This is a genomic window from Pyrobaculum neutrophilum V24Sta (assembly GCF_000019805.1).
Lineage (GTDB): Archaea > Thermoproteota > Thermoprotei > Thermoproteales > Thermoproteaceae > Pyrobaculum > Pyrobaculum neutrophilum.
Window position 1 is genome coordinate 950,036 of record NC_010525.1, and the last position, 26,296, is coordinate 976,331.

27 protein-coding genes are annotated in these 26,296 nt (G+C 63.5%); 14 read left to right on the forward strand and 13 right to left on the reverse strand.

All coding sequences use genetic code 11. The features are described 5' to 3' along the window. Window positions 1–3: 3 nt before the first annotated feature. A complete protein-coding gene (locus TNEU_RS05330; RefSeq protein ID WP_245521933.1) occupies window positions 4–891 on the reverse strand; it encodes a 4Fe-4S dicluster domain-containing protein in 888 nt (295 codons plus the stop codon). A gap of 85 nt (window positions 892–976) precedes the next feature. On the opposite strand from TNEU_RS05330, the gene TNEU_RS05335 reads away from it, so the two are divergent. Beyond that, the gene (locus TNEU_RS05335) at window positions 977–1,405 is read left to right on the forward strand and encodes a hypothetical protein (protein ID WP_012350415.1); all 429 of its coding nucleotides are present in this window, start codon (window positions 977–979) and stop codon (window positions 1,403–1,405) included. Here the strand turns inward: TNEU_RS05335 and TNEU_RS05340 are convergent. From TNEU_RS05340 to TNEU_RS05350, 3 genes are read right to left on the reverse strand one after another with little or no spacing between them, the layout of a single operon-like run. After that, window positions 1,376–3,139, reverse strand: a complete 1,764-nt coding sequence (locus TNEU_RS05340) for a hypothetical protein (RefSeq protein WP_012350416.1) — start codon at window positions 3,137–3,139, stop codon at window positions 1,376–1,378. The two genes, TNEU_RS05335 and TNEU_RS05340, sit on opposite strands and share 30 nt — an antisense overlap. Further along, window positions 3,129–3,983 carry a 4Fe-4S dicluster domain-containing protein gene (locus TNEU_RS05345; protein ID WP_012350417.1) on the reverse strand — a complete coding sequence of 285 codons (855 nt, stop codon included), beginning with the start codon at window positions 3,981–3,983 and terminating at the stop codon, window positions 3,129–3,131. Before TNEU_RS05345 ends, TNEU_RS05340 begins: the two co-directional genes overlap by 11 nt. After that, a complete protein-coding gene (locus TNEU_RS05350) occupies window positions 3,967–4,503 on the reverse strand; it encodes a TorD/DmsD family molecular chaperone (protein ID WP_012350418.1) in 537 nt (178 codons plus the stop codon). The genes TNEU_RS05345 and TNEU_RS05350 overlap by 17 nt, the downstream gene beginning before the upstream one ends. 83 nt (window positions 4,504–4,586) lie before the next feature. Between TNEU_RS05350 and TNEU_RS05355 the strand changes: the two genes are divergently transcribed. The 3 genes from TNEU_RS05355 (at window position 4,587) to TNEU_RS05365 (ending at window position 7,741) form a co-directional block, all read left to right on the forward strand. Continuing rightward, window positions 4,587–5,279 (forward strand): hypothetical protein, encoded by a 693-nt coding sequence (locus tag TNEU_RS05355; RefSeq protein WP_012350419.1) that lies wholly within the window; start codon window positions 4,587–4,589, stop codon window positions 5,277–5,279. Then, entirely contained in the window at window positions 5,260–6,258 is a 999-nt protein-coding gene (locus TNEU_RS05360) for a hypothetical protein (protein WP_012350420.1), read from the forward strand. Before TNEU_RS05355 ends, TNEU_RS05360 begins: the two co-directional genes overlap by 20 nt. Before the next feature lie 529 nt (window positions 6,259–6,787). Next, complete coding sequence (locus TNEU_RS05365) at window positions 6,788–7,741, forward strand: PD-(D/E)XK nuclease family protein (RefSeq protein WP_012350421.1); 954 nt, start codon at window positions 6,788–6,790, stop codon at window positions 7,739–7,741. A 120-nt stretch (window positions 7,742–7,861) separates the two neighbouring features. On the opposite strand, the gene TNEU_RS05370 is transcribed toward TNEU_RS05365, so the two are convergent. From TNEU_RS05370 to tenA, 3 genes are read right to left on the reverse strand one after another with little or no spacing between them, the layout of a single operon-like run. Beyond that, window positions 7,862–8,833, reverse strand: a complete 972-nt coding sequence (locus TNEU_RS05370) for a DUF3782 domain-containing protein (RefSeq protein WP_012350422.1) — start codon at window positions 8,831–8,833, stop codon at window positions 7,862–7,864. 19 nt (window positions 8,834–8,852) lie between these two features. Then, the gene (locus TNEU_RS05375) at window positions 8,853–9,443 is read right to left on the reverse strand and encodes a thiaminase II/PqqC family protein (RefSeq protein ID WP_012350423.1); all 591 of its coding nucleotides are present in this window, start codon (window positions 9,441–9,443) and stop codon (window positions 8,853–8,855) included. After that, on the reverse strand, window positions 9,430–10,068 hold the full coding sequence (tenA, locus tag TNEU_RS05380; protein ID WP_012350424.1) for a thiaminase II: 639 nt from the start codon (window positions 10,066–10,068) through the stop codon (window positions 9,430–9,432). Before tenA ends, TNEU_RS05375 begins: the two co-directional genes overlap by 14 nt. A gap of 55 nt (window positions 10,069–10,123) precedes the next feature. Between tenA and TNEU_RS05385 the strand changes: the two genes are divergently transcribed. Then, the gene (locus tag TNEU_RS05385; RefSeq protein ID WP_012350425.1) at window positions 10,124–11,377 is read left to right on the forward strand and encodes an MFS transporter; all 1,254 of its coding nucleotides are present in this window, start codon (window positions 10,124–10,126) and stop codon (window positions 11,375–11,377) included. Here TNEU_RS05385 and TNEU_RS05390 read toward each other — a convergent pair. Beyond that, complete coding sequence (locus tag TNEU_RS05390) at window positions 11,374–12,522, reverse strand: MFS transporter (RefSeq protein ID WP_012350426.1); 1,149 nt, start codon at window positions 12,520–12,522, stop codon at window positions 11,374–11,376. The two genes, TNEU_RS05385 and TNEU_RS05390, sit on opposite strands and share 4 nt — an antisense overlap. Window positions 12,523–12,585: 63 nt before the next feature. Between TNEU_RS05390 and TNEU_RS05395 the strand changes: the two genes are divergently transcribed. The 3 genes from TNEU_RS05395 to TNEU_RS05405 are packed head-to-tail and all read left to right on the forward strand — an operon-like array spanning window position 12,586 to window position 15,079. Further along, the gene (locus tag TNEU_RS05395; RefSeq protein ID WP_245521935.1) at window positions 12,586–13,485 is read left to right on the forward strand and encodes a helix-turn-helix domain-containing protein; all 900 of its coding nucleotides are present in this window, start codon (window positions 12,586–12,588) and stop codon (window positions 13,483–13,485) included. Between the two features lie 27 nt (window positions 13,486–13,512). Further along, window positions 13,513–14,373: an ABC transporter ATP-binding protein gene (locus tag TNEU_RS05400; RefSeq protein ID WP_012350428.1), complete on the forward strand. Its 861-nt coding sequence runs from the start codon at window positions 13,513–13,515 to the stop codon at window positions 14,371–14,373. After that, the gene (locus TNEU_RS05405) at window positions 14,360–15,079 is read left to right on the forward strand and encodes an ABC transporter permease (protein ID WP_012350429.1); all 720 of its coding nucleotides are present in this window, start codon (window positions 14,360–14,362) and stop codon (window positions 15,077–15,079) included. The genes TNEU_RS05400 and TNEU_RS05405 overlap by 14 nt, the downstream gene beginning before the upstream one ends. Here TNEU_RS05405 and TNEU_RS05410 read toward each other — a convergent pair. Then, window positions 15,076–15,420, reverse strand: coding sequence for a GTP cyclohydrolase I (locus TNEU_RS05410; RefSeq protein WP_012350430.1), 345 nt, complete (start codon window positions 15,418–15,420; stop codon window positions 15,076–15,078). The two genes, TNEU_RS05405 and TNEU_RS05410, sit on opposite strands and share 4 nt — an antisense overlap. Window positions 15,421–15,518: 98 nt before the next feature. Between TNEU_RS05410 and TNEU_RS05415 the strand changes: the two genes are divergently transcribed. Genes TNEU_RS05415 through TNEU_RS05425 form a run of 3 tightly spaced genes read left to right on the forward strand, consistent with a single transcriptional unit; the run spans window position 15,519 to window position 18,183 of the window. After that, a complete protein-coding gene (locus TNEU_RS05415) occupies window positions 15,519–16,661 on the forward strand; it encodes an RAD55 family ATPase (protein WP_012350431.1) in 1,143 nt (380 codons plus the stop codon). Window positions 16,662–16,663: 2 nt separating this feature from the next. After that, window positions 16,664–17,797, forward strand: coding sequence for an amidohydrolase family protein (locus tag TNEU_RS05420; RefSeq protein ID WP_012350432.1), 1,134 nt, complete (start codon window positions 16,664–16,666; stop codon window positions 17,795–17,797). 47 nt (window positions 17,798–17,844) lie between these two features. Next, window positions 17,845–18,183, forward strand: a complete 339-nt coding sequence (locus TNEU_RS05425) for a TusE/DsrC/DsvC family sulfur relay protein (protein ID WP_012350433.1) — start codon at window positions 17,845–17,847, stop codon at window positions 18,181–18,183. Here TNEU_RS05425 and TNEU_RS05430 read toward each other — a convergent pair. After that, window positions 18,180–19,358, reverse strand: a complete 1,179-nt coding sequence (locus tag TNEU_RS05430; protein WP_012350434.1) for a (Fe-S)-binding protein — start codon at window positions 19,356–19,358, stop codon at window positions 18,180–18,182. The two genes, TNEU_RS05425 and TNEU_RS05430, sit on opposite strands and share 4 nt — an antisense overlap. 89 nt (window positions 19,359–19,447) lie before the next feature. Between TNEU_RS05430 and TNEU_RS05435 the strand changes: the two genes are divergently transcribed. From TNEU_RS05435 to TNEU_RS05445, 3 genes are read left to right on the forward strand one after another with little or no spacing between them, the layout of a single operon-like run. Beyond that, window positions 19,448–20,026 (forward strand): hypothetical protein, encoded by a 579-nt coding sequence (locus TNEU_RS05435; RefSeq protein ID WP_012350435.1) that lies wholly within the window; start codon window positions 19,448–19,450, stop codon window positions 20,024–20,026. Between the two features lie 14 nt (window positions 20,027–20,040). Continuing rightward, window positions 20,041–20,616, forward strand: a complete 576-nt coding sequence (locus TNEU_RS05440; protein WP_012350436.1) for a hypothetical protein — start codon at window positions 20,041–20,043, stop codon at window positions 20,614–20,616. Next, window positions 20,617–21,540, forward strand: a complete 924-nt coding sequence (locus TNEU_RS05445; protein WP_012350437.1) for an ABC transporter ATP-binding protein — start codon at window positions 20,617–20,619, stop codon at window positions 21,538–21,540. On the opposite strand, the gene TNEU_RS05450 is transcribed toward TNEU_RS05445, so the two are convergent. The 3 genes from TNEU_RS05450 to TNEU_RS05460 all read right to left on the reverse strand — a co-directional run bounded on the left by TNEU_RS05450 (window position 21,532) and on the right by TNEU_RS05460 (window position 26,278). Further along, entirely contained in the window at window positions 21,532–22,983 is a 1,452-nt protein-coding gene (locus TNEU_RS05450) for an ABC transporter permease family protein (RefSeq protein ID WP_245521936.1), read from the reverse strand. The genes TNEU_RS05445 and TNEU_RS05450 overlap by 9 nt on opposite strands. Continuing rightward, window positions 22,944–23,960 carry a thiamine ABC transporter substrate-binding protein gene (locus TNEU_RS05455; protein WP_012350439.1) on the reverse strand — a complete coding sequence of 339 codons (1,017 nt, stop codon included), beginning with the start codon at window positions 23,958–23,960 and terminating at the stop codon, window positions 22,944–22,946. Before TNEU_RS05455 ends, TNEU_RS05450 begins: the two co-directional genes overlap by 40 nt. Window positions 23,961–24,055: 95 nt before the next feature. Next, the gene (locus TNEU_RS05460) at window positions 24,056–26,278 is read right to left on the reverse strand and encodes an elongation factor EF-2 (RefSeq protein WP_012350440.1); all 2,223 of its coding nucleotides are present in this window, start codon (window positions 26,276–26,278) and stop codon (window positions 24,056–24,058) included. Window positions 26,279–26,296 lie beyond the last annotated feature (18 nt).

Genomic DNA, 26,296 nt, shown 5'->3' on the forward strand with positions numbered 1-26,296 from the left:
GCCCTAGTGCGCCGGCTTTATTAGCCCTGTCCATACCGCGCCCGCGCCGGCGATTACCAACAGCGCAATGGCCGCGTATACCAACGCCTGGCGGGTATCCCTAACTGCGTTGCTCAGCTCCGCAGTTGAGGGGTCCTTCGTCGGTCTGTACTGCTTCCAGAGCCCCAGCGCGTTTGGCTCAGGAGACCACTCGGGGTGTGCGCCGGGCTGCAGCGCAGGGTCTGCGTTTGGGTTCCAGGTGCTGAGGTCGACGACGGTGTCGACAAGAGCTCTGTTGCTGGCCTCGGCTGTGACCACTTTCTTAAACGCGCCGGCGTCTGTGTTTATGGGCCTCTCTGCTCCAAACGGCGCGAAGAAGAGCCTCGGCTTCACCACCTCCGCCACCTTGCCCACTGGCTTAATCCTCCCCTCTCTGTAGAGCTTCCCAATGAGGGAGTTGGGGTCTTCGATGTCTCCAAATATGCGGGCTCCCGTGGGACACGCCGCGACGCAGGCGGGGAGGAGGCCAGAGTAGACAAGGTGCTCGCAGAAGGTGCACTTATCCGCCTTGTTCGTACGGGGGTCTATATAGACGGCGTTGTAGGGACACGCCCTGGTGCACGCCCTACAGCCGATGCAGAGGTCCTTGTCCAGCTGGACTATGCCCGTCTCCGGGTTGTGTCTAAGAGCGCCGGTGGGGCACGAGTTGACGCAGGGTGCGTTTTCACAGTGGTTACACTGGGGCAGATGGAGTATGTAGCCAACGACGTTTGGATACTCGCCGGCGTAGTGCTCCGTTATAAACAGCCTCCATTTCCCAAGCGGTACGTCGAACTCCTGCTTACACGCCGCGACACACGCCCAGCATAGCATACAGAGGTCCTCAATCGTGGCCATCGCGAGTTTAGGCATATTCCCTTTACTGCCAAGGTCTTATATTGCAAATTTCCCAAGTCCGGTGTAGCATGGTATATAAACTAAAGATAGAAGTTTGTGGATGAGTCTCGATGAAAAGATGCAGTATGTACAGGGCTACGGTGTGCTTGTGGCGGTGAGGCAGCTGGCTAGGCTTCTCTCCGCCCCGGCTAAGGCGGGGTTCTACATCTCGGTGCCCGACGTTTTAGAGATCGCCGAGTCTCTCGGCGTGCCGGCCATGCCCCGCAACGAGCGGCAGTGGTTTTTCGAGGAGGTCATGAAGGCGGCTCTCGACATGGAGAAGCTAGACGCGTTTCTAAACGAGCTGAGCAAGCTCATAGACGAGAGGGCGAGGGAGGTGGCCACCTACGTAAACAAGTATCCAAGAGCCGGCGAGTACCTCAGGTGGAGTCTTGAGAGGGCTGAGGAGCTGAAGAAGAGGATTAGGGAGACCGCCAGGATCTACCAAGGCTTTCTAAGGCTAAAGAAAGAATACGGCGAGCCTGGCTAGGGAGGGGAGCTCCGGCTTCATATACCGCGCCGCGCCGGGGATTCCGGCTTGGCCAACCGCGTTTTTCAGCCTCTCGTAGAACTCCAGCACCTCCTCCCTCCTCGCGGCGCCCCATCTCAAGAGGAGATATGCCTCTACCGCGTGGTAAAACAGCGTCAGCTTGTCCATCGGGTCTATCCTAGAGGCTACAGAGGCGAGCGCCTTCGGCTCCGCCCCCTCGGCCAGTAGCTTCAACAACGTCTTCAGCTCCGGCCTGATGTCTAGTTTCTCCAGCTCGCCTCTGACGTCTAAGCCAGCGGCTAGGCCGGCCAGCGCCGCGATTACGTCCGCCCCCGCCTTCCTGGCGTACTCCCTAACTGCGGCGGCCTTCTTCGACGTTAGGAAGAACAAAGCCGCGGTTTGGAAGCCCCTGTATCTCCTCAGCATTTCCCGCGCCGCCTTGAACTCCCCAAGCATGATGTAGGCCCAGCCCAGGTTTAGCTTCACCACGTCTTCAAAGCTCCTCTCCAGGCGGAGAGCCGCGTGCTCATCCTCAAGGAGGCGCTTCACCTCCCTCCAGTTGCCCAGCAGAGCCTCTCTATAGGCGAGGAGGAGGTGGAGGACTCTCTTTGCCCTTATCCAGTCTTCGCCCTCCAGCTTGAAGAGCAGATCCTCAACTATCGAGAGGACGGACTCCGCCTCTCTGTACTTCCCCCGGCCCAGGAGGAGGGCTCCCAGGTTGTAGAGGGCGCTGTAGGCCTCCTCCGCCGGCGCGAGTGCGGCGGCCCTCCTGGCGAGGTATACGACGTCGGCAGTGGTGAACTCTAAATACCGCATAGCCTCGCTTAGGGCTAGAATCGCCTTCGCCTCGCCCCTCCTCCCCCCGGCCCTGCTTTCCAGAAAGTAGATAGCTAAGTCGGCGGCCACCTGCGGCGGAGCTTGGAAGAGGGCGTCGACGTATTTTGCGCTGTCTTCCAAGTATTTATTGACCCCCAGCCTCCAGAGCAACGCCTCGTAGTAGAGCCGGCGGACTGGGTCTTTTACTATCTTCAGCGCCTCCTCTAGAAGCCCCTTGGCCAGCTCCGGGTCGTACTTCACGGCAAAAAACTGAAGCCACGGCAACCTAAGCACATATGTGTCACCCCGCCTCTCGAACCACGCCCCCGGCCTAATGCCGAGTTGCCCCAGCTCCTCCTCCGAGAGGTAGCCGAGGACTGCGCCCTTTAGAAAGTCCGGCCCGAAGGACTCCACAGCTTCTAAGAACCACAGCGGCTTCAAGCCCAGCTCTTCGACGTGTTCTTTTGCGATCTTCCCAGGGTAGTTCAACTTCTCGAGGGCGGCGCAGAGGGCCTCGGGGTAGCCGCCTGTGATGTATATCAAGTCCTCGGCGGCGTCAGGCTCAGTCGCTTGGCCGAACGTTGCGAGAAACTCCAGCAGCTCCGCCTTGCTCATCGGCGGCATAACGTAGGCCCCAACCCTCCCAGCCACCTCCATCACCTCTGCAAGCGGACCTGTGGCCACCGCAAAGGCGCCGCACCTGACGGCCTTCTCAACCTCTGCAGGTGAGACTTCCACCACGGCGTAGGAGCCGCATTTTAAACCCTCGCCAACCTCCACCCCCGCGATGTTGGCTAGTCTCTTCGCCGTCGTTGAAACGCCGGATCTCCTCGGCCCTAGCAACGCGCCGGGCCTCCTCTGCTCTAGATCTGCCAGCACTGCCCGGTCAACGGGCCTGGGCCAGTAGCTACACTCCATACACCTCCCTAATCAGCTCTCTCCCAACTCCACACACAGGACACACGCCCCTCTTCTTGGGATACACCGTGCCGCAGTTGGGGCACTGCTCCACCTCGAATAGGTAGGTCTCCACGGGCTCTCCCCCCTCCACGAGCTTGATCGCGCCTTCTGGACAAGCCTCGGCGCAGAGGCCGCACTCCGCGCATTTGTAGCCGTCTACCTTTAGCATAACCTCGTCCTCGTCTACCTCAATGGCTTGTATTGGACACACGCCGGCGCATAGGAAGCATGCCGTGCACTTCTCCACGTCGATAGCCGGCCTCCTGGGGCTGACCAAGCCCAGCTCCACCGCTTTCTCTCTGTCGTAGGAGATACGCCGGGGCGGGCCCCTCTTCACCTCAAGTAAGTCGCCGCCGGCGAGCTTGGCGAGGCCCCTCCGGAGGAGCATCCTTCTGCCTACGTCGCCGCCGCGGCCTCTGATAACCCTAATTTTTAGACCCGCCTTCACCGCCTTCTCAAGCTCCTCTAGCCCCCTACCCCTGAGGCTACAGTCGTCGCATCTGGCGTCTACCGTAACCTCGCCGTATTTCTCCACCAGCCTCAGGTAGTCCTCCGCCCTTAGGCCGTTTATACAGACCCCGCCCTCTCTACAGCTGATGTAGGGCCCCAGCTGGGCTGTGAAGACGCCGGTGGGACATGCCGACATGCAGACGCCGCAACCGACGCAGAGGCTTGGCTCGGCCTTCACAAACCTCCCCTCGACGTAGAGCGCGCCCGCGGGACACACGTCAACGCATTTTCTACAGCTTGCGCCTGTCCAGAAGCCCCTGACGCACCTGCCGAAGTCAGCGTAGATTTTCATAGTCCTCAAGTAGGAACTTCACGACGAGATCCCCCACCGCCGAGTAGAAGGGCGTAGAGGCGGCCTCCCTAATGGCTATCCCGGCGAGAGGCCCCCACCTAAGTAGGTGCCGTTCTAGGAACTGGAGGGCCTCGGCGGTCTTACCCTCCTCTAGGAGTATTCCAACGAAGGCCAGCTCTAGGCCTAGGTGATCTCCGCACCGCACCCTAGCCTCCCTGAGGTCGGGCTCGTAGCCCATCTTCCTGTAGAACCTCACCACCTCGCTTGAAAGATCCGTGCATAGCAGTCCAGAGGGGTCCCTGAAGACGGACTCATAGGGGTGGACATACTGGATGAAGGTCTTTGTGTAGTCAACCCTCAGCCTGAGGTAGGCCTCTTCCCTCTTCAGCTCGCCCAACATAGCGCTTCTATAGGGCTCTGGAAGCTCGGCGGCGACCTTCTCCACCTGTGGTAGCTCGGCGGGCTCAAGCTCCTTGAGGACAAGCCTGCTTAAAAAGAAGTACATCCCGGCGCTAGACACCGTATCCAGGGCGCGGAGAAATTTGAGGCTTACTACACCTATGCGGTGTAGTAAAAACTTAAAAAACGCCGGTAGAGTAGTTCGTGGAAAATCTTCTTTCTCGATTTAGAGAGGCGTGGAAAGGCCTTATTCCCCCCCTCACGGACAACCAGAGGGCTATTTTAGAATACTGTCTTTCTAGATACCCCTCCTCCTGTAGTCCCTACGAGGTGTATAAGAATACGCCACTACAGGTATCTTCGGTCTATAAGGGATTTAGATGGCTGGTGGGCAATAGACTAGTTCTCCCGCTTTCAGTGAAATACATCGCCAACGTCAAAGCCGCCATAGCGCTTCTCTTCCACGGCAATACCTTGGCGTTGCCCTACGTGGCTAAGATATGGGGTCTGTCAGCCCCTCCTCTCTCCATCCTCGCGTGGCTTATAATCCTAGGCGCGTCGCTTTCTAAGCTCGGTTTTGATCTAAGGTCGGCCTACATTTGTTCACCCCACGGAGCCGCCGCGTACATCTCAGAGCATATCCGCGGAGGATTTAGGTCGCTTAGCGACACTCTCGGCATAGAAAAAGAGATTCTGGTGAAATCTTATGAAGCTCACCTCGAAATTATGAAGCCTTATATGTTTAGAAGAGGCAACGTAGAGATCTTCATAAGAGTTCGAAATGGGAATGTTGATATAATTGCGGCTAGATGTCCCAGGTGGAGGACGTGTTCCCACGAGTTTCCCGACGAATGTCCAGAGACGAGGAAAATCGTCTATGCTTCCGCTCCACGTTAAGGGGGCGGGGGTTAGGAACCTCCTACGCCACTTCCCGCCGCTGGCCTACCTCGTCTTGGTGGAGTTCGAGGGAGGCGACGCGTCCGACGAGGCGGAGGCCATGGGCCTGCCGCGGGAGCTGGGGAGCTACGTGAGACAAGCCGTAGAGCGGCTTGAACGGGAGCTGTTGGCCGAGGTCCTAAGCCGGCTGAGCCAAGACCAGCAGTTCCTCAACGGCCTCCACCAGTGGATCTCACAGGCCGTAATCGGGAGGGAGGAGCTGTGGGGCCCCGCATCGCTCTACATCAAGCACCTCTACTGGGAGGCTGAGGAGGGGCCCTACAGCCGCTGTATGGAGGCCGAGGAGCTCGAGGCCTACCTTGCGATGGCTCAGGGCCGGCCGGAGCAACTGAGGGCCGCCGGCCTCGTCTACTGGAGGTACGACCCAACCCTCTCGAGGCATCTCTACTGCTCCCCCCGATGGTACAGCGCCGTCTTCCAGCGGATCTCCGCCGCGGTTAGGGAGGAGCTGGGAGGTGAGGCCTACGCCTACGTAATGAGCTTTGTGGAGAGGCTCTTCTGGAACCCCAGGGGCTACGCCTACTTCAGATCCGCCGTCTTTAAAGACACGCCTGTGGTGCCCTACGACGAGTTTGTGGGCGACGCCGCGACGCTCCCCGGCGTCTTCGACGGCCGGAGGCTCAACCCCACCTACAGAGAAGCCGCCAAGAAGGCGATCTTCCAAGTGGAGCGCATAGACGCGGCGGCTCAGCTAGACGAGGAATTCGGCGTGTATGTAGACGGCGGAGAGGTGGTGGCCCCCACGGTGGAGGCTGTGGGCCACAAGATGCTGGCGAAGTACCGGGGCAAGAGGGTGGTAGCCCTCGCCAAATTCGACATAGAGATACCCAAGCTCAAGCCCAAGCTGGAGATCTACGGCGTAGAGATAAAGCCACGCCGCCACTACCTCAAAACAACAGCCCCCTCAGAACCCCCCTAAAGACGCCAACCCCACCCCCAAGAGCCGCCGCGCCCAACACGGTAGCCCAACTCGCCGAAGACCCCCCTCCACAACGCCGCCGAAAGCTCTAGCCCCCACCCTATGCGGCCACGCCCGCCACGCCAAGGCGAATCCCCCCACCAGGCAGCGCCACATAAACCAGAGCCTGAAAAACTCAACCCTAAAACCTCCTCAAACGGCGCGCGTGTTAGCCTCAAAGGGGACACGGCGGATGTGACTCCCACCCCTAAGGCGTGGCTTCCCGAGGGCTCGGCCGTTGCCCGGGGGCCGCGGCGGAGCGGGCACCGCGGCGGGGCGTCCCCCCGCCGGGGCCATCTTGCGTGTTTTTTTGGGCGGCCGTGTGGCGCGTACCGCTATTGCTTTCTCCGCCCTCTTCGCCGCTCTGCCATTAAAGGCTCTAATCCACCCCCGCCCTGATGGCGGGCTGTTGTAAGAGCCGAAGACCTGCCCGCCCGCCGGCCACGGCCGGGGGCCGTCAGTTTTTTATAAGGCTCTCTAGAGATATAACGTGAGTGTTGCAGAGGAGGTTAGGAGGGTTTTGCTTGAGCATCCTGAGATTATTGCTGAGGCTATCGAGGCTAGGCCTGAGGTTCTCTACAGAGCTCTCGCCAGGCTTACGCCGTGGCAAAACCTAGCCACCAAGGAGGACGTGAGATCGCTGAGAGAGGAGATGCAGAAGATAGAGGAGAAGATGGCCACCAAGGACGATATAAAGGATCTTGAAGCAAGGATGGCCACCAGAGAAGACGTGAGAAGACTTGAGGAGCAAGTGGGAGAGGTGAGAAAAGTAATGGCTACGAAGGACGATCTCAAGGCCTTCGCTACAAGGGAGGACGTTAGGAGGCTTGAAGAGCAGCTGGACGAAGTGAGGAGAGTTATGGCTACGAAGGAGGATCTTAAGGGCCTCGCCACAAAGGAGGAGCTCAAGGCGCTTGAGGAGAGGATGGCTACGAAGGAAGATCTGAAGGCTCTTGCCACGAGAGAGGAGCTGAGGGGTCTCGAGGAGAGGATGGCCACAAAGAGGGACGTGGAGGAGCTGTGGAGGGCTATCAACAGGCTGGAGAGGAAGCTGGACGCGCTGGGGGCCAGATGGGGGGTAATCAGCGAGGAGGCGTTTAGGGAGGGGATGAGGGCAATGTTGAGGGAGGCCGGGTGGTCGGTGTCTAAGGAGGTCCTCTACGACAGGGAGGGCTACGTATACGGCACCCCCTCTGAGGTGGACTACGACGTGGTGGTCAGAGACGGGAGGCTGATAATCGTCGAGATCACGTCCTCGCTGAAGCGGAGCGACCTGCCCACCATAGTGAAGAAGAGGGAGCTCTACGAGAGGGCCAGGGGGGCCAAGGTAGCCGCCGTCTACGTAGTCACCCCCTACATAGACGACAGATACCCCGAGCGGGTAAAGGCCATGGCCAAAGACCTAGGGCTGGAGGTGGTCTACCCGGCCCCACCCCAGGAGTAGCAACAGATAGAGGGTCAGGGATTTGGGAACACCTGCGGCGGCGCGGTAACGAAGGCCTCTGGTGGACGGCTCAGTCATCTCGCCGGCTGGGGTCGTTGAGTTGCGGTTCGCCTACAGCCGCTAGAGGTCTCCGGGGGCTACGATGTCTATGCCGTACTCCTTTGCCTTGGCTCTGACCAGGTCTGGGTTTCTGTCGTGTATAAACGGCGTCACCACTATCACTCTGTCCAGCGGCCTGCCGGCTGTCCGCTGGTAGAGCTCCGCCTTCTTTTTGATGTACTGGAGATCTCCCCTCTTGAGGGCGGCTGTGAGCTCTACAGCTATTGTTTTGCCGTCTTTAGCCACGACGTCTAGCTCCACCTCCGCCGGGTAGCCGTATACGTAGCCCTCGCCGTCGTAGTAGACCCACCGCTCCACCGTGTATCCCGCGTCGCGGAGGAGCTCCCTCACCCCCTCTCTATATACATCCTCGCTAACTACCCCCCATCTAGCCCCCAGCGCGTTGACATACGCCATGATGCGTTTTTCAAACGCCACATGTTCATCCTTCGTAACCATAACTCTTCTCACCTCTCCCACTTGCTCCTCAAGTCTTCTCACGTCTTCTCTGGTGGCCATCCTTGCTTCAAGATCCTTTATATCGTCCTTGGTGGCCATCTTGGCCTCAAGGGCTCTCAGCTCCTCTCTCGTGGCAAGAGCCTTCAGATCTTCCTTCGTCGCCACTCTAGCCTCAAGAGTCTTTAGATCCTCTTTAGTGGCGAAGGCCTTTATATCGTCCTTGGTGGCCATTTTGGCCTCAAGAGTCTTAACCTCCTCCTTGGTGGCCATCTCTCTCCTCGTCTCCTCAAGCCGATCCTCAAGCCTACTGACGTCGTCTTTAGTTGCCAAGTGTTTTAGGTCATCTTTGGTGGCCATCTTCTCCTCTATCTTCTGCATCTCCTCTCTCAGCGATCTCACGTCCTCCTTGGTGGCTAGGTTTTGCCACGGCGTAAGCCTGGCGAGAGCTCTGTAGAGAACCTCAGGCCTAGCCTCGATAGCCTCAGCAATAATCTCAGGATGCTCAAGCAAAACCCTCCTCACCTCCTCTACCACGTATATACATTTTTGTTTTTTAATAACTTATCGCCCTCCAGAAGTCTAGTTCGTATCTCTGGATCGCCTTTGCTACGAAGCGGTATCTTGGCCAGTCGAGGTGGCGCTGCGCCACCCCCTCGGCCAGCTCCTCCAGCTCTGTGTAGGGGCCTGCGAAGAGGTCCATGAACCTGGTGTTTCTCACGCCGTTTTGCCTCGCCCACGCGGCGAAGGCGGCGCAGTTCTGGCCCCACACTGGGAGGTTTACGGCGGCGGCTACGGCTAGGTCCCCCATGGTGCCGTTTAGCGCCAGCCAGGAGAGGAAGTGGGTGTAGGCCACGGCGGTGGGGTCAAGCAGATCCCAGGAGAACTCCACGCCGAGCTCTGCGGCGAGTTCCCAGAAGGCCTTTAGGGCTTCCCAGTCGCCGTCTATGAGCATCTTGGCTAGTCTGTACTCGTCTGGTTCTCTGGCCTTGGCCATGGCGGCTGAGAGGGCCTTCAGGTCGTGGGGGACTATGTAGAGCTGGTTGGCGACGAAGCGCCTAAGCGCCTCGCGGCTGGGCTTGGCGGCGGCTAGTATCTCCCTGTTTAGGGGCTCGAGCTCCCGCCTAAGCGTCTCAATGACCCTCATAGGCGGCCTGCCAGAACTTGAGCTCGTATATCGACGCCTGTCTGAAGTAGGGCCAGAGGGCCTCCGGCGGCGCGCCGGAGCTTTCCAGCAGGGCGCGTAGCTTCTCCACGAGGGCGTTGTACTCCGGCGTTAGGTAGACCGAGGCCCACCTCCTATACAGGGGGACGGGGTTCCTCTCCAGCGCGTCTCTGTGCCTCTGGGCTATCTCGGCGTAGCTCCAGAAGCAGGGTAGGAGGGCCGCCATGCACTGATAAAAGCCCTCCAGGGAGCAGACGGAGAGGAGGTAGGACATGTAGCTCACGTTTACGAAGTTGGGCTCGGCCCCCTCGGCGTCTTTCAGCGTGAGGCCGGCCTCCCTCAGGAGGGCCTCGTAGTTGGCCATCTCCCCCGTGACGGTCCCGTGGGCCAGCTCCAGCGCCGTCTTCATCTGCTCCACGCCGGGGGCTCTGGCGGCGGCTAGGGAGAGGGCCTTGGCGAAGTTGACGAGGTAGTTGTAGTCCTGTAGTAGGTAGTACCTGAACTTGTCCATGGGGAGGGAGCCGCGGTAGACCTCCACGACGAAGGGGTGGCGGAGGATCTCCTGCCAGATGGGGTCTGCCCAGGCCCGTAGCTTCTCGGTGGCCATATCCCCCCTCTGTCTTGCACATAAAAATTTTTTATATGGAAGTCATCAGCCTTTTATGGCCGAGTGGAAAAGGGTTCACTGGACTCTCTTCTCGATAGTCTCCGCCAGCTTTTTCCTAGACGGGGTGCTCTTCAGCCTGGTCCCCACAACCATATATCTGACAGATCTGGCGCAGCAGGCCCCTCTCATATTTGCCGTCAACTCCCTGGCCTTCATGTTGGGGGCCTTCCTCCTCGGGAGGCTGGGGGACGCGGTGGGGAGGCGGCTGGGCCTCGTCGTATCCCTCGCCGTATATACGGCCGGCGCTTTGTGGTTCGCCGCGGCGTTTTGGGCCGGCGGGCTCGACCTGGCGTCCGCCCTCCTCTCCACCTCCGTGATCAACTTCGGCGTGGGGGGCGAGGTGGGGCCGGCCTACGCCGCCCTCGCCGAGTTTTCGCCGCCTAGGCGGAGGGGCGCCGCGCTGATGCTCTCCGCCAACTTCTGGAACATCGGGGCGGCGGCCATAGCCGTGGCCTCCCTCTACTACACGGCGCTGGCGGCGGACCCCAAGACCGCCGTCTTCTACACATTCCTCACCGCCGTGGCGCTCGCCGCCGTCGTCCTTCTGGCGAGGCTCCACATACCCGAGTCCCCCCGGTGGCTCCTCGCGAGGGGGCGGGTGGACGACGCGAGGGCTCTGGCGGAGAGATACGGCGTCCCCCTCCCCAGGGCGCAGCCGGCGTCTTCCTCGCTGAGGGGCTACTGGGGGAGGGTGGCCGTCTTGGCGGCCGCCTTCACCGCCCAGCTACTGACGTACAACATCGCGGCTTACTACCTCCCCTACGCCCCGGGCTTCGCCTACGGCGCAGACGCGGCTGCGGTGAACATCGCCGTGGCCAACGCCGGGGCTGCGGCCGGGGCCTTCCTACTCCTCCCGCTGATAGACAGATCTAGGCGGGCGTCCTTCCTGGCGGCCTTTCTCGGCGGCTTGGCGACCGCGGCGGCGCTGGCCGCGGCCCACGGGGCCCCAGCCTCGCTCTACCTCGCCGTGCTCTTCGTCAACCTGGTCTTCTCGGAGTGGGCGTGGGCGGCGGTGAGCGTGCTGGAGAGCGAGCTTTTCCCCACAGCCGTTAGGTCGACGGCCGTGGGGGTGGTGACCGCGGCGGCTTGGCTGATAAACGCCGGCGCCGTCTTCACAGAGGGCGCCCTAGGCGCGGGGGCCTTCTTCGCCCTCCTCGTAGCCCTGTGGGCGGCTGGGGCGGCCGCGGCGGCCTACTGGCACAGGAGGGGCGTGGAGAGCGCGGCGAGGGAGCTGGAGGAGCTGGCCTAGCGCCTCTTGGTCTCCGGCAGGGCGTACACGGCGGCGGGGACGGCGAGCCAGAGGAGGGGCACCGCCGCTAGGGCGTAGAGGCCGGCCGCGGGGTAGAGCCAGGGGCCGAGGATCATCCCCACCCGCGCGGCGGAGCCGGCGGTCCCGACGGCGAGGCCTCTGACGTGTTCTGGGAAGAGCTCGGGCGTGTAGGCGTATACCACCCCCCAGGCGCCTAGGTTGAAGAAGTTCAGCGCGATGGCCGACGCGTAGAGCTGGGGCAGGTCTGCGCTGTATATGAGGGCGGCCGCCGAGGCGGCGGAGCCGAGGAAGAAGACAGCGGCGGTGGGCCTCCTCCCTATCCTCTCCACTAGGTAGGCGGCGGTGAGGTAGCCGGGGATCTGGGCAACCGTCGTAATTAGCATGAACTGGTAGGTCTGCACCTCGGCAAGCCCCCTCTCTCTGACGAGGATGGTGGGTAGCCAGAGGAAGACTCCGTAGTATCCAAACGCCAGGGCCAGCCATATGTACCACACGGGGTAGAGCCGCCTAGCCTCAACCGGGGCGGCCCCCCGGGGGGCTGGCTTGTGCTCCGGGAGGGCGGCCCTTATCACCGCGGCGTATAACGCGGTGAGGCCGAGGAGGAGCAGGGAGGTTCTCCAGCCGAGGCGGGGGAAGAGGAAGTAGGCCACGGCGGCTGCCGCCAACGCGCCTAGGGACCAGAAGCTCTCTAGAACCACCACGTTTCTCCCCCTCCTCTCCGGCGGCGAGAGCTCAGACACGTACGAGGCGACGACGGGGAGCTCGCCGCCTAGGCCCAGCCCTGCGATGAGGCGGACCGCCGCCAGCTCCCACCCGTTTTTTACGAGGGCTGTGGCGGACGTGGCGAGGCTGTAGAGGAGGAGCGTGGCGGTGAAGACGGCCCTCCTCCCCAGCCTATCCGACAGTCTGCCGAAGGCGGTTGCCCCTATCAACATGCCGAGGTTGTTGGCCAGCACGACGGCGGACTTCTCCCAGACCCCCAGCCCCAGCTCCGCCGCAGACGCCACCAGTATGTACGAGAGGAGGAGGACGTCCATGGCGTCGAAGAGCCAGCCCACGCCTGCCACCGCGATGAGCCTTAGCTCGGGCACCACGGGCCGCGCTACCCCTCCCCATTTAAGCATATATACGTCAAATCTTTCCCCCGGCCCCGGGGTCTCGTGGAGGAGGCGGCAAATTTTTATTCTATGTTGGTAAAGGGGGTTGTGAGGATTGTGGAGGTGGAGGCGGAGGACGCGGTGTTGGCGGAGGCGCTTAGGAGGCACGGTGTGGAGGTGAGGAGGGGGGCCCCGGTTGTGGCGGTGTACGGCAGAGACCGGGACATCCTCAGGGCTTTGAGGAGCGAGGAGAGGCCGGTGCTGGGGGTCTCGCCGCCGGGGGTAGACGCGAGGCTGGCGGCTCTCGAGCTGAGGGAGGTGCCGCTCCTGCCCGACCTCGCCCTGGAGGTGGTGGACGTGGTTAGGGTCGAGGCCGAGAGCGGGGGGCAGAGGGTGGTGGCCATCAACGAGGTGGCTCTCCTAGCCGCGGAGCCGGCCTCCTTCGTCCGGTACTCGCTCTACGTAGACGGGGCCTTCGTATTCAACGACCTGGGGGACGGCTGCCTCGTGTCCACTCCGGTGGGCTCCACGGCGTATGCGCTGTCTGCGGGCGGGGCGGTCGTCAGCCCCAGAGCCGACGTGTTGGAGGTGGTGCCCGTCAACTCGGCCCTTAGGAGGCCGCCCCACGTCTTCCCCTCCGACGTCCGCATAGAGCTGAGAGACGTGAGGAGCAGATCCGACGTATACTTAATCGGAGACGGGGCGGAGAAGATCAGATACAGGGGGTACGCCGCCGTGGCCAAGGCGGGGACGGCCAAGCTGGTCGTCCGCCCCCAGAGGCCGAGGGCGGCGCCGAGGTTGCCCCCCAGCGTCCAGCTGGTAAAGAGGGTCGTCGAGGAGAGGGGGCCGCTTACGGCCTCCGAGGTGGCGGCGCTGACGGGCCTCTCGCCCAGGACCGTGAGGTACGCCCTGGAGAAGCTCAGGGAGGCGGGCCTGGTTAGGTCCACCGTCGACCCCACTGACCCCCGGAGGCGGATCTACATGGCATAGCTTATAAAGAGCCTACGGGCGGGGGGCGTGATTGCGTGTAGAGGGGTGGGGAGGAGGTTCGGAGGCTTCTGGGCCCTCAGGGGGGTGACCTTCGAGGTGGGGAGGGGCGCGGCGGTGGCAGTGCTGGGGCCCAACGGCGCTGGGAAAACCACGCTGGTGAGGATCTTGACCACCGAGCTGGCGCCCACCGAGGGGGCGGCGGAGGTGGCCGGCTTAGACGTGGTAAAAGACGCGGAGAGGCTTAGGCGGGTCATCGCGGCTGTGCCGCAGGAGGCTAGGCCGATAGATTTCCTAACCCCCTACGAGTTCGTCCTGAGCTACCTCCTCCTGAGGGGGCTCCCCCTGAGGGAGGCGAGGAGGAGGACAGCCGAGGCGCTGAGGCAGTTCGGCCTGTGGGAGGCGCGCGGCAGGGAGCTGGACGCGCTCTCCGGCGGGATGAAGAGGAGGACGCTCGTCGCCGCCGTGTTTGCATCCGAGGCGGAGGTGGTCTTCCTCGACGAACCGACGACGGGGCTCGACGCCTACTCCAGAAGGGTGGTGTGGAACGCGGTGGCTGAGCTGAAGCGCCGCGGCGCCACAGTCGTTTTGACCACCCACTACGCCGAAGAGGCGGCGGCTCTCGCCGACTGGGTGCTGGTGCTGAAGGGGGGCCGCGCCGTGGACTTCGCCCCGCCGGCTAAGCTGGTGGAGAAGGTGCCGGGGAGATACGTCGTGGAGGTGTACGGCGGCGCGGAGTTGGAGGGCCGCGCCGTGGCCGAGGTGGGGGGCAGGAGGCTGTACTACGTGGACGCCCCCGCCTACGTGGAGGGGGCCGTGGTGAGGCCGAAGTCCCTGGAGGACTACATCCTTCTCAACGTCGGCGCGGCTGGGGGCCATGAAGGCGATTAGAGACGCGCTGGTGATAGCTTGGGTAAACGGCTGGATAGCCGCCGTCCGGGGCTGGGTGTGGGTGCTGGCAAACGCCGCCACCCCCCTGTCTTTCCTAGCCATCTTGGGGGTCTACGGCGGCGTAGACGGCCTCAGGTGGGGGCTCGCCGGCGGCCTCGTGTGGACTGTGGCCTCCAACGGCATCTCGCTGATAGGCGACGCCGCCTACTACCGCCTCGCCATTAGGTACCAGAGCATGCTCGTGGCCGCGCCGGTGTCTCCCGCCGGATACGCCCTAGGCCTCGCCCTCAGCTCCTTCGTCTTCTCCCTCCCCTCCCTGGCCGTCTACGCGGCGGCCGCCCTCTGGCTTGGGGTGAACCTCCTGGCTCCCCAGGCCGCATACGCCTTCGTCATGTTGTGGCTGGCGTCAGCCGGCGTGGGCTTCACCCTTTCGTCCCTGGTTAAACACATGAGGTACGCCTGGTCCCTTCCCCAGATACTCTCCACCGTCTTCACCGTGGCCGCCCCCGTCTACTACTCAGCCACGCTTCTGCCGAGCCCCTACCTCGGCCTTCTGTTGCCCACGGGGGCCGCCGCCGTGATCATACAGGAGGCCGCCGGCTTAGCCAACTACGGCCTGGGGGCGCCGGCCGCCGCGGCTCTGGCGGCGCAGAGCGCCCTGGGGCTGTACTCCCTCTTCAAGCTGGCCAGGTGGAGGGAGCCCTAGATGTACACAGGCGGGACGCCCCCCGACTCGGCCACCACCTCCACCTCAACCCCGATGTAGACCGACTTGAGGACCACCTTCACATACGGCGGGTTCACCGCCGCCTTGATCTTCTCCATGAGGTCCACCGCCAGCTCCTCGTGCAGTATCTCGCGGCCTCTGTAGCTGTCCACCATCCGCTTGAACTCCTCTATCGCCAGCGCCCCGCCCCTCGGCATGTACTCCACCGTGACCTCGAAGCTGTCCACCACCTTGCTGATGGGGCACACCGCCTCCCCCCTCGTCTTGAGCCGGACGAGGGTTGGGCTTCTGGAGAGCTTTAGGACGGGCTGGTGGGCCATGTGGCGCGGCGCTTCTGGGCTATATATCAGTTTGCGCCGAGGCGCAGGTAATATCTACAACAGGCCGTAGCAATCTATTTATACCGCCCCAGTTCTATATGGATCTCGCCTTTCGCGGAGTTACCGCCATCTACGGGAGGCCCGGCGCGGGCAAGACGAGCCTCGCGATGCGTATAGCCCACGGCTACCTCGCCGCCGGCAAGAAGGTGCTGTGGGTATCCCTCTATGAGGACAAGGAGACCTTTCTCGCAAACGCGGCTAAGCTGGGGTACGACCTCTCCCGGGCCGAGTTCTGGGACATGATCTTCGTCAAGCCGGACGTGATACTGAACCAGATCATATCCGCCATCTCGCAGGGGGAGTACCACCTGGTGGTCGCCGACTCCCTCTCAGCCCTCGTGGAGGAGGGCCAGAGCAGGGAATGGCTCATCAACGCGGTGTATAGGGTCTTCAAGCCGGCCAACATAGACTTCGTGGGGATCGCCGAGGAGGAGACCGTGACGCCTCTCGACTACATAGCCGACAACCTCATCCGCCTGGAGCTCAAGATGGAGAACGGCGTCGCCGAGAGGAGGATGTACGTGGTGAAGTCCAGGGGGAGGAGGGCAGGCTACTACGTGGAGTTCGACATCTTGGAGGGGAGGGGGGTGGTCTTCATCGACGAGCTCCCCCAACCCAGGAGGAGGGCGCCCTGGGGCAAGTGGCTGGACTCCCTCTCCAAGGCCTTCGGCCCCATAAAGGGCGGCTGCGTCTACCTCTTCTACGGCAGAGCCGCCACTCCTCTTCTGGCGAAGGCCGCCGCCGAGCTCTCCAGGGAGGGCTACAAGGTGCTCTACCGTGTTTTCGCGGGGGACCCCGCCGCCGTGGCGTCGCTGATTGAGAAGTTCGGGGGGCGTGCCACCGTCCAGAGGGCCGCCCCGGCGCCCATGAGCCACTTCGCCCACGTCAAAAGCTTCTACGAGGCCCTCGCCGAGACCGACGCCGACGTCGTCATCTCAGACGGGGTAGACGTGGAGTTCCTCGTCTACGGGAAGAAGGCCTTCGAGATCAACCGCTTCGAGGCCGAGGAGCTGAAGAGGTTGGGCATAGCTCTCCTGGCGAGGGCCGACCGGGACTACGGCTTGAGGTATATTGCAGACGCGGTGGCGGCGGTCGGAAAAGAGAAGGCCGTGGTCTACACCCCCGCCGGCGTCGCCGAGTGCCGCTACGAGACGCAGCCGGAGCCCCGCCTCGCCTGCTAGACGTGTGCATCGCGATCGAGGGCCGGGTCTACCTCGGGGGGCGCCTGGCCAGGTTTAAGCTGGGCCGAGGCAAGACGCTCCAGTTTTCCAACAGACACCTGGTGCTCCCCGGGATGGTGGATATACACGTCCACTTCCGGGGGTGGGAGCTGTCCTACAAGGAGACCCTTGAGGGGGGCGCCGCGGCGGCTCTCGCCGGCGGCGTTGTGGCGGTGGGCGATATGCCAAACACGAGGCCCCACATCAGAACCGCCGAGCTCTACAGAAGGCGCATGGAGGAGGGGTCCCGCCTCCCCGTGGTGTACCGCCTACACATGGGGGTGCCCCGGGACCTCGCTGAGTTAGACGCCGCCCGGCCCCCCACGGTGAAGGTCTACCCGGAGGACGTGGCGGAGTTCGGCTGGGGACACGTCGAGGCGCTCATGAGGAGGTGCGCCGGCCTTGGATGCGCCGTCGTCTTCCACTGCGAGGACCCCTCCCTCTTTAGAGACGGCGAGAGGCCCCCCGAGGCGGAGCTGGCCTGCGTGGAGAAGGTGAGGCGGCTGGCGGTGGACACCGGGGCCAGGGTGCACCTAACCCACGTCTCTCTGCCCCAGACGGTGGACGCGGCCAGGGGCTGGGCCACGGTGGACGTCACCCCGCACCACCTCCTCCTAGATAGAGAGAACTGCCGCCTGGGCGGGCTCTGCCTGGTGAACCCCAGGCTTAGGGAGCCCCGGCAGAGGAGGGAGCTTCTGGCCCGCCTCGCGGCGGGGCTAGTCGATATGTACGCCACCGACCACGCCCCACACGCCCTGGAGGAGAAGCTGTCCGCCGCCCCCCCGCCGGGCATCTGTAGCCTAGAGGTGGCCCTCCCCCTCCTCCTATCCCTCTGGAGGAGGGGGGTCATCGCGCTGGAGGACGTGGTGAGGCTCTACTCCTACCGGCCGGCGCGCTTCCTGGGCGTCAACGCCGACCCAACCGCGGGCTACTTCACAGTGGTGAGGCTGGAGGAGTTCGCCGTGAGGGGGGAGGAGTTCGCTGGGACATGCCGCCACACGCCCTTCGAGGGGTTCAAGGCCTTCGGCAGGGTGGTGGCCACGGCCGTCGGCGGCAGGGTGTATTTCAGAGACGGCGAGGTGGAGGAGCTGTGCTAAATCTGCACCACCCGCCATACATATTTGGGCGGGAGGTACCGACACCCGTGAAGTGTCCACAAGCCGTCGTGATAGGGGGGAGGAGGGTGGAGCTGGATAGATGCCTCCCGAAGAACCCCGGGGACTGGAGCCACGAGCTCGCCAGAGCTCTAGCCGAGGCAAACGGCATATCCTACAGCCAGCTGGTCCAGCGGGTTGTGGAATACGTCAGGAGGTTCTGGCTGGAAAACGGGTCCTGCCCCCCGCTGTCTGTCCTCGAGGCCGACCTGGGGGTAGACAGGCGGACCGTCATGGAGAGCTTCGGAGGTAGCTACGACGCCATCTGCATACTGGCGGGGGCCGAGCCCCCCTCGGGCTGCCTCTCCAGGGTCCTAGCCGGCGTCTAAACCGCCGACTTATACACCAGCTCCACCACCCCGGTGACCTCCGCTTTGATGCCCAAAGCCGCGAACACCCGCCGAAGCTGGGCTTTACAGGTGGCGCAGGGCCGCACCGCTGTGCCGAACTCAACGCCGCCGTAGGCCCTCCTCCAGTAATGTACAGCGAGGTCGAGCGCATCGGGCGCGATAAGCCCGCCGCCCCCCAGACAGCAGACGGACTCCCCCGGGTTTTTCCAAAGCTCGACGTACTCCCCCACCGCGGCCTTGAGGAGCGCCCTGGGCTCCCTCACGAGGGGGGCGGCGCCGCGGGAGTAGTTGCAGGGGTCCATATACACCACCGGCCTGGGAACCTCCACCGGCTTCAGCCTCAGCCGGCCCCTCTCGTGGGCTCTGTAGAGGAGCTGGAGTATGTGCAGAGCCGGCCTGGGCGACCTCGGCGCGACGATCCGCGAGAAGACGTGCCAGCCGTGGCCGCACTCGCCTAGAACCACCACCTGCGGCCGGACTCTCCCGATCTCCTCCAGATACATACCCGCTATCTTGTACATCGCCTCGGTGCTTAGGTAGTAGCCGTAGTTGGCCACCTCGGCCAGCCTGAGGCTAACCACCACGTCGAACCCCAGCTTGTTCAAGAGGTAGATGTAGCCCCTGAGGGCCACGTCGAACTCGAAGACGTCTGACGACGAGGGGAAGAGCAGGGCGGCGGCGCGCCCGGGAGCAGCCTCCGCCCCCGAGGGATCTCTGTAGGCGGCGCCGTCGTAGAGGAACACCCGGGGGGCCTCCCCCCTCTCCTTCTCTATGGCCTTCGCCGCTGCCCTCACCGCGGCCGCCACCGCCCCCGGCGTTAAGCCGACGTTGTTCCCCCTCCGCAACATGTTCTCCACGACCTTCGAGACGTAGGGCGGCGGCCGGCCCGACTTAGACAAGACGTCCCGAATCTGCCTCGTCACCTCAGCCACGTCTATCCCCGTGGGGCAGAAGTAGGCGCAACGTTTACACATCGTGCAGAGGTGGAAGCTCCGCGTCAGTTCATCCCAGGAGGCGCCTTTGAGAAGCTGGAGCCTCCCCATGGGGGAGTTCCTCAGATCTCCCGTGGCCACGTAGGAGGGGCACACATCGACGCAGTTGCCGCACCGCATGCAGGCGGAAACCGCCGAAGAGACATACGGGGGGAGCTCCACGCGGGAGGGTGCGCTCCCCCCCCTTTAACGCCGCGCCTCGTGCATTCTCTGCACCACACCGCTTTTAAACACCGCCGCGTCTCTCCCACATGCTTGCCGCGTTTCTGGCGGTCTTCGCCGTGGCGGCCGCCGTCGCCCTGCACAGAGCCTATAGGTCGTACTCCACATCTCCCACCGTCGCCGCCCCCCAGGACCTCACGAGGTTTTTAACCATGGGCGCGTTGAGGGACCGGAGGCGTAGGGCGTTGGCCCTGGCGTTTCACGCGGCGGTGGCCACGTCGCTGGGAGGCCACCTGTTTCTGCTGGTGGAGGAGGTGCCCCCGCTGCTCCCCCGCGTGGGAACCGCCGTCGGCCTCGCCGCGTTAGCCCTACTCGCCGTCTTGGCGGCGGCGCGCGGCGTTCGGAGAGCCCCCGTCTTCGCCTCCGCCTTGGCCACGGTGGCCACCGGCGTAGCCATGGGCCTCGCGGCGCCGAGGGAGGAGCTGGTGAAGCTGGCGTGGTCCTGGCCCGCCTCGCCCAGCGCGGCGGGTCTCCTCCTGGCCGTCCACGTGGCCAGCGCCTCGGCTTTAGCCCTCTCGCTGGCGTATACATGCCACATCTCCGCGCCGGCGGTGTACCTGGCCGCCAGGTTGGTTAAAAAACCTAAGTTCAAGTTTATAAATATGTGAAACTGTAGACCACCATGGAGAAGAGGGACAGGGTAAATATCGCGGTCGCTAAAGCGGTGGCCGAGCTGCTTGCCAAAACGGCGGAGGAGCTCGGCATGACTCAGTACGCGCTGGCTAACCAGATACTCTCCGTGGGACTTGAGCTCGTCCGCATGGGCTACAGCCCGAGCCAGATACGGGAGGTGGCGCTGTTCTACAAGATAATGACGGAGCTGGAGAGCCTCCCCGTTCCGGGGCGGCTTATGGATAGGATGATAGTGGAGGTGGCCTCAGTAGACGCGGAGGCTGTGTACCGCGCTTGGTGCGACGCTGGGAAGATGCTGGCGGCCTACATCAAGGCCGTCTTCGGCGATCTTGAAAAGGCGGTGGAGCTTGCGCCATATCTCGCCAAGGTTATCCCAGCCAAGCGCTTCGACGTAAAAGCCCAAGGCGGCAATTTCCAGCTAGACGCGGTGGGGGTTGGCTACAGCATTGAGAGCGTCCAGGCAACTGCACGCGCCGTGCAGTGCCTCCTGGAGGAGGTGGGGTACGAGGTGAAGGAGGTGGTTACGGCGCCTGGGGTCCTGCGGGTATCCGCCGCGAAAAAATAGATGGCCATCTCCCTTCGGGGGGTAGAGAAGGCGCTGGGGCGCTTCCGGCTCGGCCCCATAGATCTGGAGGTGGGGAGGGGGGAGAGGGTGGCCCTGGTGGGCCCCTCGGGCTCCGGCAAATCCACCCTCCTCAGGCTGGTGGCGGGACTCGCCAGGCCGGACAGAGGCCGGGTGTACATCGATGGGGCCGACGTCACAGGGGTGGAGCCGTGGAGGCGCGGCGTCGGCTTCCTCTTCCAGACGCCGGCTCTCTTCCCCTCCCTCACGGTGCTGGAGAACGTGGCGGAGCCGCTCCTCTCCCGGGGGGTGCCCAGGGGGGAGGCCAGCAGGAGAGCCGCCGAGGTGCTGGAGCGGCTGGGCCTAGGCCCCCTAGCCGGTAGGTACCCGCCGGAGCTCAGCAGAGGCCAGCAGCAGAGGGCGGCGCTTGCGCGGGCGCTGGCCGCGGAGCCCCCCGTCCTCCTCCTGGACGAGCCCCTCACCGCGCTTGACCCCCCGCTGCGGGGCGAGGTTCTGCCGTATATATACGAGGCGACGAGGGGTAGAACCGTGATATATGTGACACACGACTTCGAGGAGGCCACCTTCATCGCCGATAGGCTCGTCGTGCTGATGGATGGACGCGTAGCCGCAGAGGGGCGGCCGGCCGACCTCTTCGAAAACCCGCCCAGCCCCAGAGTCGCTCACTTCCTGGGCTACAGCAACAGGCTTAAGACAGAGTGCGGACACCTCTACTTCCGGCCCTGGGACGTGGCGCCCGGCGGGAGATACAGGGGGAGGGTCGTCGCCGTTTGGTACAGAGCGGGCAGACACGAGGTGCTGGCCGAGGTAGACGGCCAACACGTGAGGTTGCTCCTCCCCCAGCCCCCCGCCGGGGGGTACGTGGAGTTCGACGTGGCCAGGGGGAGGTGCTTCCCCCTAGAATGAGTAGGGCCTGGGCCGGATCAGCCGCGACGCGGCCACAGCCGCCATAACCGCCGCCGCCAAGACGGCCGAGTAGAAGTGGCCGGCCTCTATCAACTCCGGAGCCCGGGATGTGAGAAGCCGGGCCGCCGCCGCGGCGATGGTGGGCTCCCCGCCCGCGGTGAGTATGTAGGCGAGGGTGGTCTCGGAGAGCGACGCGGCGAAGGCGAGGAGCCACGCCTGGACGATGGAGGGCCCGAGAGCCTCCGCCGCCGCCCTAACGACGCACCTCGTGGGGCCGAGGTAGAGGACGCAGGCCTCCCTCACGTCCGACCTGATCTTATCCCAGGAGGGCTTCAGCAGGGAGTAGACGAGGGGGGTTAGGACGAGGGCGTGTGCGGCGGCCAGGGCGATCAACGTCCCGTAGAGCGGCTGCGCCAGGTAGAAGAAGCCCAGGGCGAATACGCTCCTCGAGAGAGATAGAGACGCGGCGTAGGCCACAGCCGGCGCCTTCGACGCAGCCGCGTCGCCCACGAGAAGGAGGAGCCCCATGGCCAGTGCCGCCCCCGACGAGACGAGGGCCACCTGAAGGCTGTTGGCCAGAGGCCGGGCGAGGTCCCCCACGGCCCTGGGGCTGGCCAGCGGGGCGAAGATGTAGGCCGCCACAACGGCGAAGTATAGAGCTACGGCGGCTGAGGCCGCGGTCGCGGCGGGGCCAACCCGGGGGGTGGAGGGGGCGGGGCCGGCGGGAGGAGGCGGCGGGATCTTGAAGAAGGGGGCCGCCAGAGCGGCCGAGGCGGCGAGGGAGACGAGGACGAGGGGAGCCGCCAGGGCTGTGGAGGCGAAGGAGGTGGCGTAGAGGTAGACCAAGAGCTCCACCGTCGGGTAGCGGCCGCCGAGTAGAAGAGGCGTGGTGAAGCTGAGGAAGCTGAAGACGTAGGTGGTGTAGAGGGAGTAGAGTAGGGAGGGCTTGAGCTCGGCGAGGAGAACCCTGGCGGCTGTGGCGCGGCGGCGGGTGTAGAGGGCCAGCGCGTCCAGGAGGTCGGACGGGATCGACCTGAGGTTGGACTCCAGGAGGAGGGCTGAGTAGGGGCCGTAGTAGACGCCGTGGGCGAGCACTATCCCCCAGGGCCCGTACATGAAATCGCCGTGGAGGCGCGCCAGCGCGTCCACCGTCGAGAGCGCCGGCGCGAAGAAGGGCACCAGCGCCACCGGCTTCAGCCAAGGCGCTCTGACGTAGGCCGGCAGGAGGGCTAGCCCAAGCGCCGTCGAGAGGAGGGCCGAGGCGGCCGCCTGCCCCGCCGTGAAGAGGAGAACCCACAGGGAGTAGGGGTCCAGCTGGGGGGAGAAGCCGAGCTTCGCAAACAGCGCCGCATACGGCGTTGTGAACAGGGCTAGGAAAAAGAGGGCTGGAAGCCCGTGCGGCTTCACCCAGACGCGATCTCCCTCTGCCACCTCAGCCTCCACTCGTCGGCTTTGGACCCCAGCGCCGGGTTGTAGACGACGACGGACTGCGGCCTCGGGAGGCCCAGGTTGTTTTTAACCACGGCGTCTGGCCTAACCGGGAGCATGTAGTTGTAGGGGTCGACCAGGTCCTGCCCCTCCTTACTCAGCGCGAATTTGACGAACTCCAGGGCCAGGTCCCTGTTCCTGGCGTTTTTCAACACGGCCACCCCCTCCTTGTATAGGAAGGCGCTGTACGTCGCGGCCTTCATGCTGGGGGTCCCGGGGTCGATGGCGTGGCTGTACCACGAGAGGGCGATCAAAACATCCCCCCTCTTCAACGCGCTTCTCAACGGCGTGAAGCCGGACGGGTAGCCGATCTTGGAGATCTGGCTGGACAGCTGCTTGAGGTAGCGCCAGCCCTCCTCCTCCCCCTTCACAGACATGACCCAGGAGAGCACGGCGAGGCCGGTGCCCGACTGGACCGGGTTGGGATATGTGATAAGCCCCCTGTACTCCGGCTTCAGAAGATCGTCGAGGGTCTGAGGCGGCTTGAGGCCCCGCGCGGCGAGGGCCGACTCGTTGTAGACGATCCCGATGTAGGACTTGTCAAGCGGGTAGACGCAGCCGTGGGGATCCCAGTACTCCTCGGCCGGCACCCCCTCCACCTTGAAGCCGGGGCAGTAGAGCACGCCCTTCTCCACCAGAACGGTGTAGTAGAACTCGGGCACCCCGATGGCCACGTCCCACGGCGGGTTGTCCCTGTTTCTCACCAGCTCGTTCACCATCTCCACCGCCCCCCCAAGCGCCACAAAGGTGGCGTTTACCCCATACCTCTCGCTGAACCTCCTGGCCAGCTCCCTGCCCAAGTCGCCGATGCCGGCCGGCCCCACGATCACGAGCTTCCTCTCCATCTGCTGCTGGAGGGACTGCCACGCCATGAGGGCCGCCAACACGGCGGCGACGACCACCACAGCCGCCAATAAACCCCTAATGGACATGGCAAAGACCACGAATCTGTTTATAAATATTGGCTATTGGGGAGACGTGATGAGACGGCCGTGACTGGAAAAGTGAAGAGGTGTTTCTAAGCTGACTAGAAGGCCTCCACGAAGTCCGTCGGCTTGGGTATCTCCTCCTTCAGCCCCTTCTTCTTCCTCAGCTGCTTCACCATGTCGGCTAGGATCGACTCAGGCATAGGCGCCCACCTGGAGAACTGCATAGACCAGAAGATCTTGCCGGCGGCCGCCGCCCTCAGCTCGTCGCTGATCGTGAAGGACTCCAGGACGGGAAGCTCGGCCCTGAGGTAGGCCATGTACTCCTGCTGAGTCATATCCAGTATCTTGCCCCTGTGTTTGTTGAGGACGGAGGTCACGGCGCCGATGTAGTCCGGCGCTACCTTTATGTCCAGCTTCATAAGAGGCTCCAGTATGGTGGGCCTCGCCGACAACACCGCGGCGAAGATGGCGTTCTTCGTAGCAGGCATGATCTGGGCGGGCCCGCGGTGGGCTGGGTCCTCGTGGACAACGGCGTCTGTCAACACCACCTTGAGCCCCCTCATGGGCTCCTGCGCCAGAGGGCCGGCCTCCGTGGCCCACCTAAAGCCCTGCACTATGTAGTCGCGGATCTCCCTCAGGTACTGGATGCCCGAGGTCCTGTCCACGATGAGGTTGAAGAACCTGTCGTCTATGGCCCAGATGCCCCTGGCCTCGTCGGCGTCCCAGCCGGCCTTCTCCCTGAGGATCTTAGCCCTCTCCCTCGGGTCCTGATCCTCGGTGATCTCCCTGGTGGCTATGAGCTCTATGGTGGTCTCGTCAAGCGGCTCCACGTAGAAGTAGAGGCGGTTGTGCTTATTCGGCGACTTGCCCTCCCACACCTGCGACCTCTCCCTGACGGTCTCCCTGAAGCGTATCAACGGCGGAGACACCGTGAACTCAGTCTTGGTCCTCTCCTTCAGCAACCAGGTGGCGATCTCCAGATGCAACGTGCCGACGCCCGACAGCAGTATCTGCCCCGTCTCCTGGTCGATCTTGAGGTCCAGGGTCGGGTCCTCTATGACCAGGTCCTTAAGGGCCTCCACGAGCCTGGCCAGCTCCGCAGGGTTCTTCGGCTCGATCGCCACCGTCACCACCGGCTCCGAGATGTACCTCATCTTCTCAAACGGCGGGATCTCCGACAGCCTGGGGTCGACGAGGGTGTCGCCGGCTCTCGCCTCGTCTACGCCCATGAGGGCAACGATGTTGCCGGCGGGCATGTATGGCACTATGATCCTCGACGGGCCCATGTAGATGTAGGTCTGGAGGACCTTCTTCTTCATCTTCCTCCCGATGATGTATATCTCGTCGCCCTCCCTGATGGTGCCGGAGAAGACGCGGCCTGTGGCTATCAACCCGGCGTGCGGGTCCTTGTTGACCTTGCTCACGGCGATCACCGTCGGGCCGTTGGGGTCGGCCTCCAGGAGGGCTTTCCCAATCTCGCTGTTGAGGTCGCCCCTCCAGAGCCTCGGGATTCTGTACTTCTGCGCCACGTTAGGCGGCGGGACGTGCTCGATGATCATGGTGAGGAGGGTCTTGTAGAGCGGGAACTCCTGCGCCAGCTGGTCCACGTACCCCTTCTCGTAGGCGTCCACGATGTTGCTGAACTTTATGCCGGCCTTCTGCGCCATGGGGATGGTGATGCCCCACTTGTGCAGGGCGGAGCCCATGGCCATCTGGCCCTTGCCCGGGTCCACCTTCCACTTGTCCTTAAACTCCGGCGGGGCGAACATGTCTATCAAGGCGTTGAAGTCCTTCACTATGGTCAAGATCCGCTGCTGGATCTCCTGAGGCGAAAGCCTAAGCTCCTTGATCAAGCGGTCTATCTTGTTTATGAAGAGGACAGGCCTAACGTACTCCTCCAGCGCCTGCCTCACCACCGTCTCGGTCTGCGTCATCACCCCCTCTACCGCGTCCACCACCACCAAACCGCCGTCCATAACCCTCAGCGATCTGGTGACGTGGCCTGTGAAGTCCACGTGGCCCGGCGTATCTACGAAGTTGATCAGATAGGGCTTCCCCCCGTACTCGAAATAAAGCGATATGTTCGCCGCCTTGACCGTCATCTGCCTCAGCTGCTCGATGGGGACGTAGTCCATGGCGAGGGCCTTCCCCGCCACCTTCGGCGATAGGAGGCCGGCGCCCATCAGCAGAGAGTCCGACGTGGTGGTCTTCCCGTGGTCCACGTGGGCTAGAGTGCCGGCGTTTCTAATCTGGGCGGGGTTTCTAGCTATCGCCAAAATCTCGTCCAGCTGCTTTTCCACTACCCTCACCGCTGAAGACATGCCCCCCCTAGAGAGCTA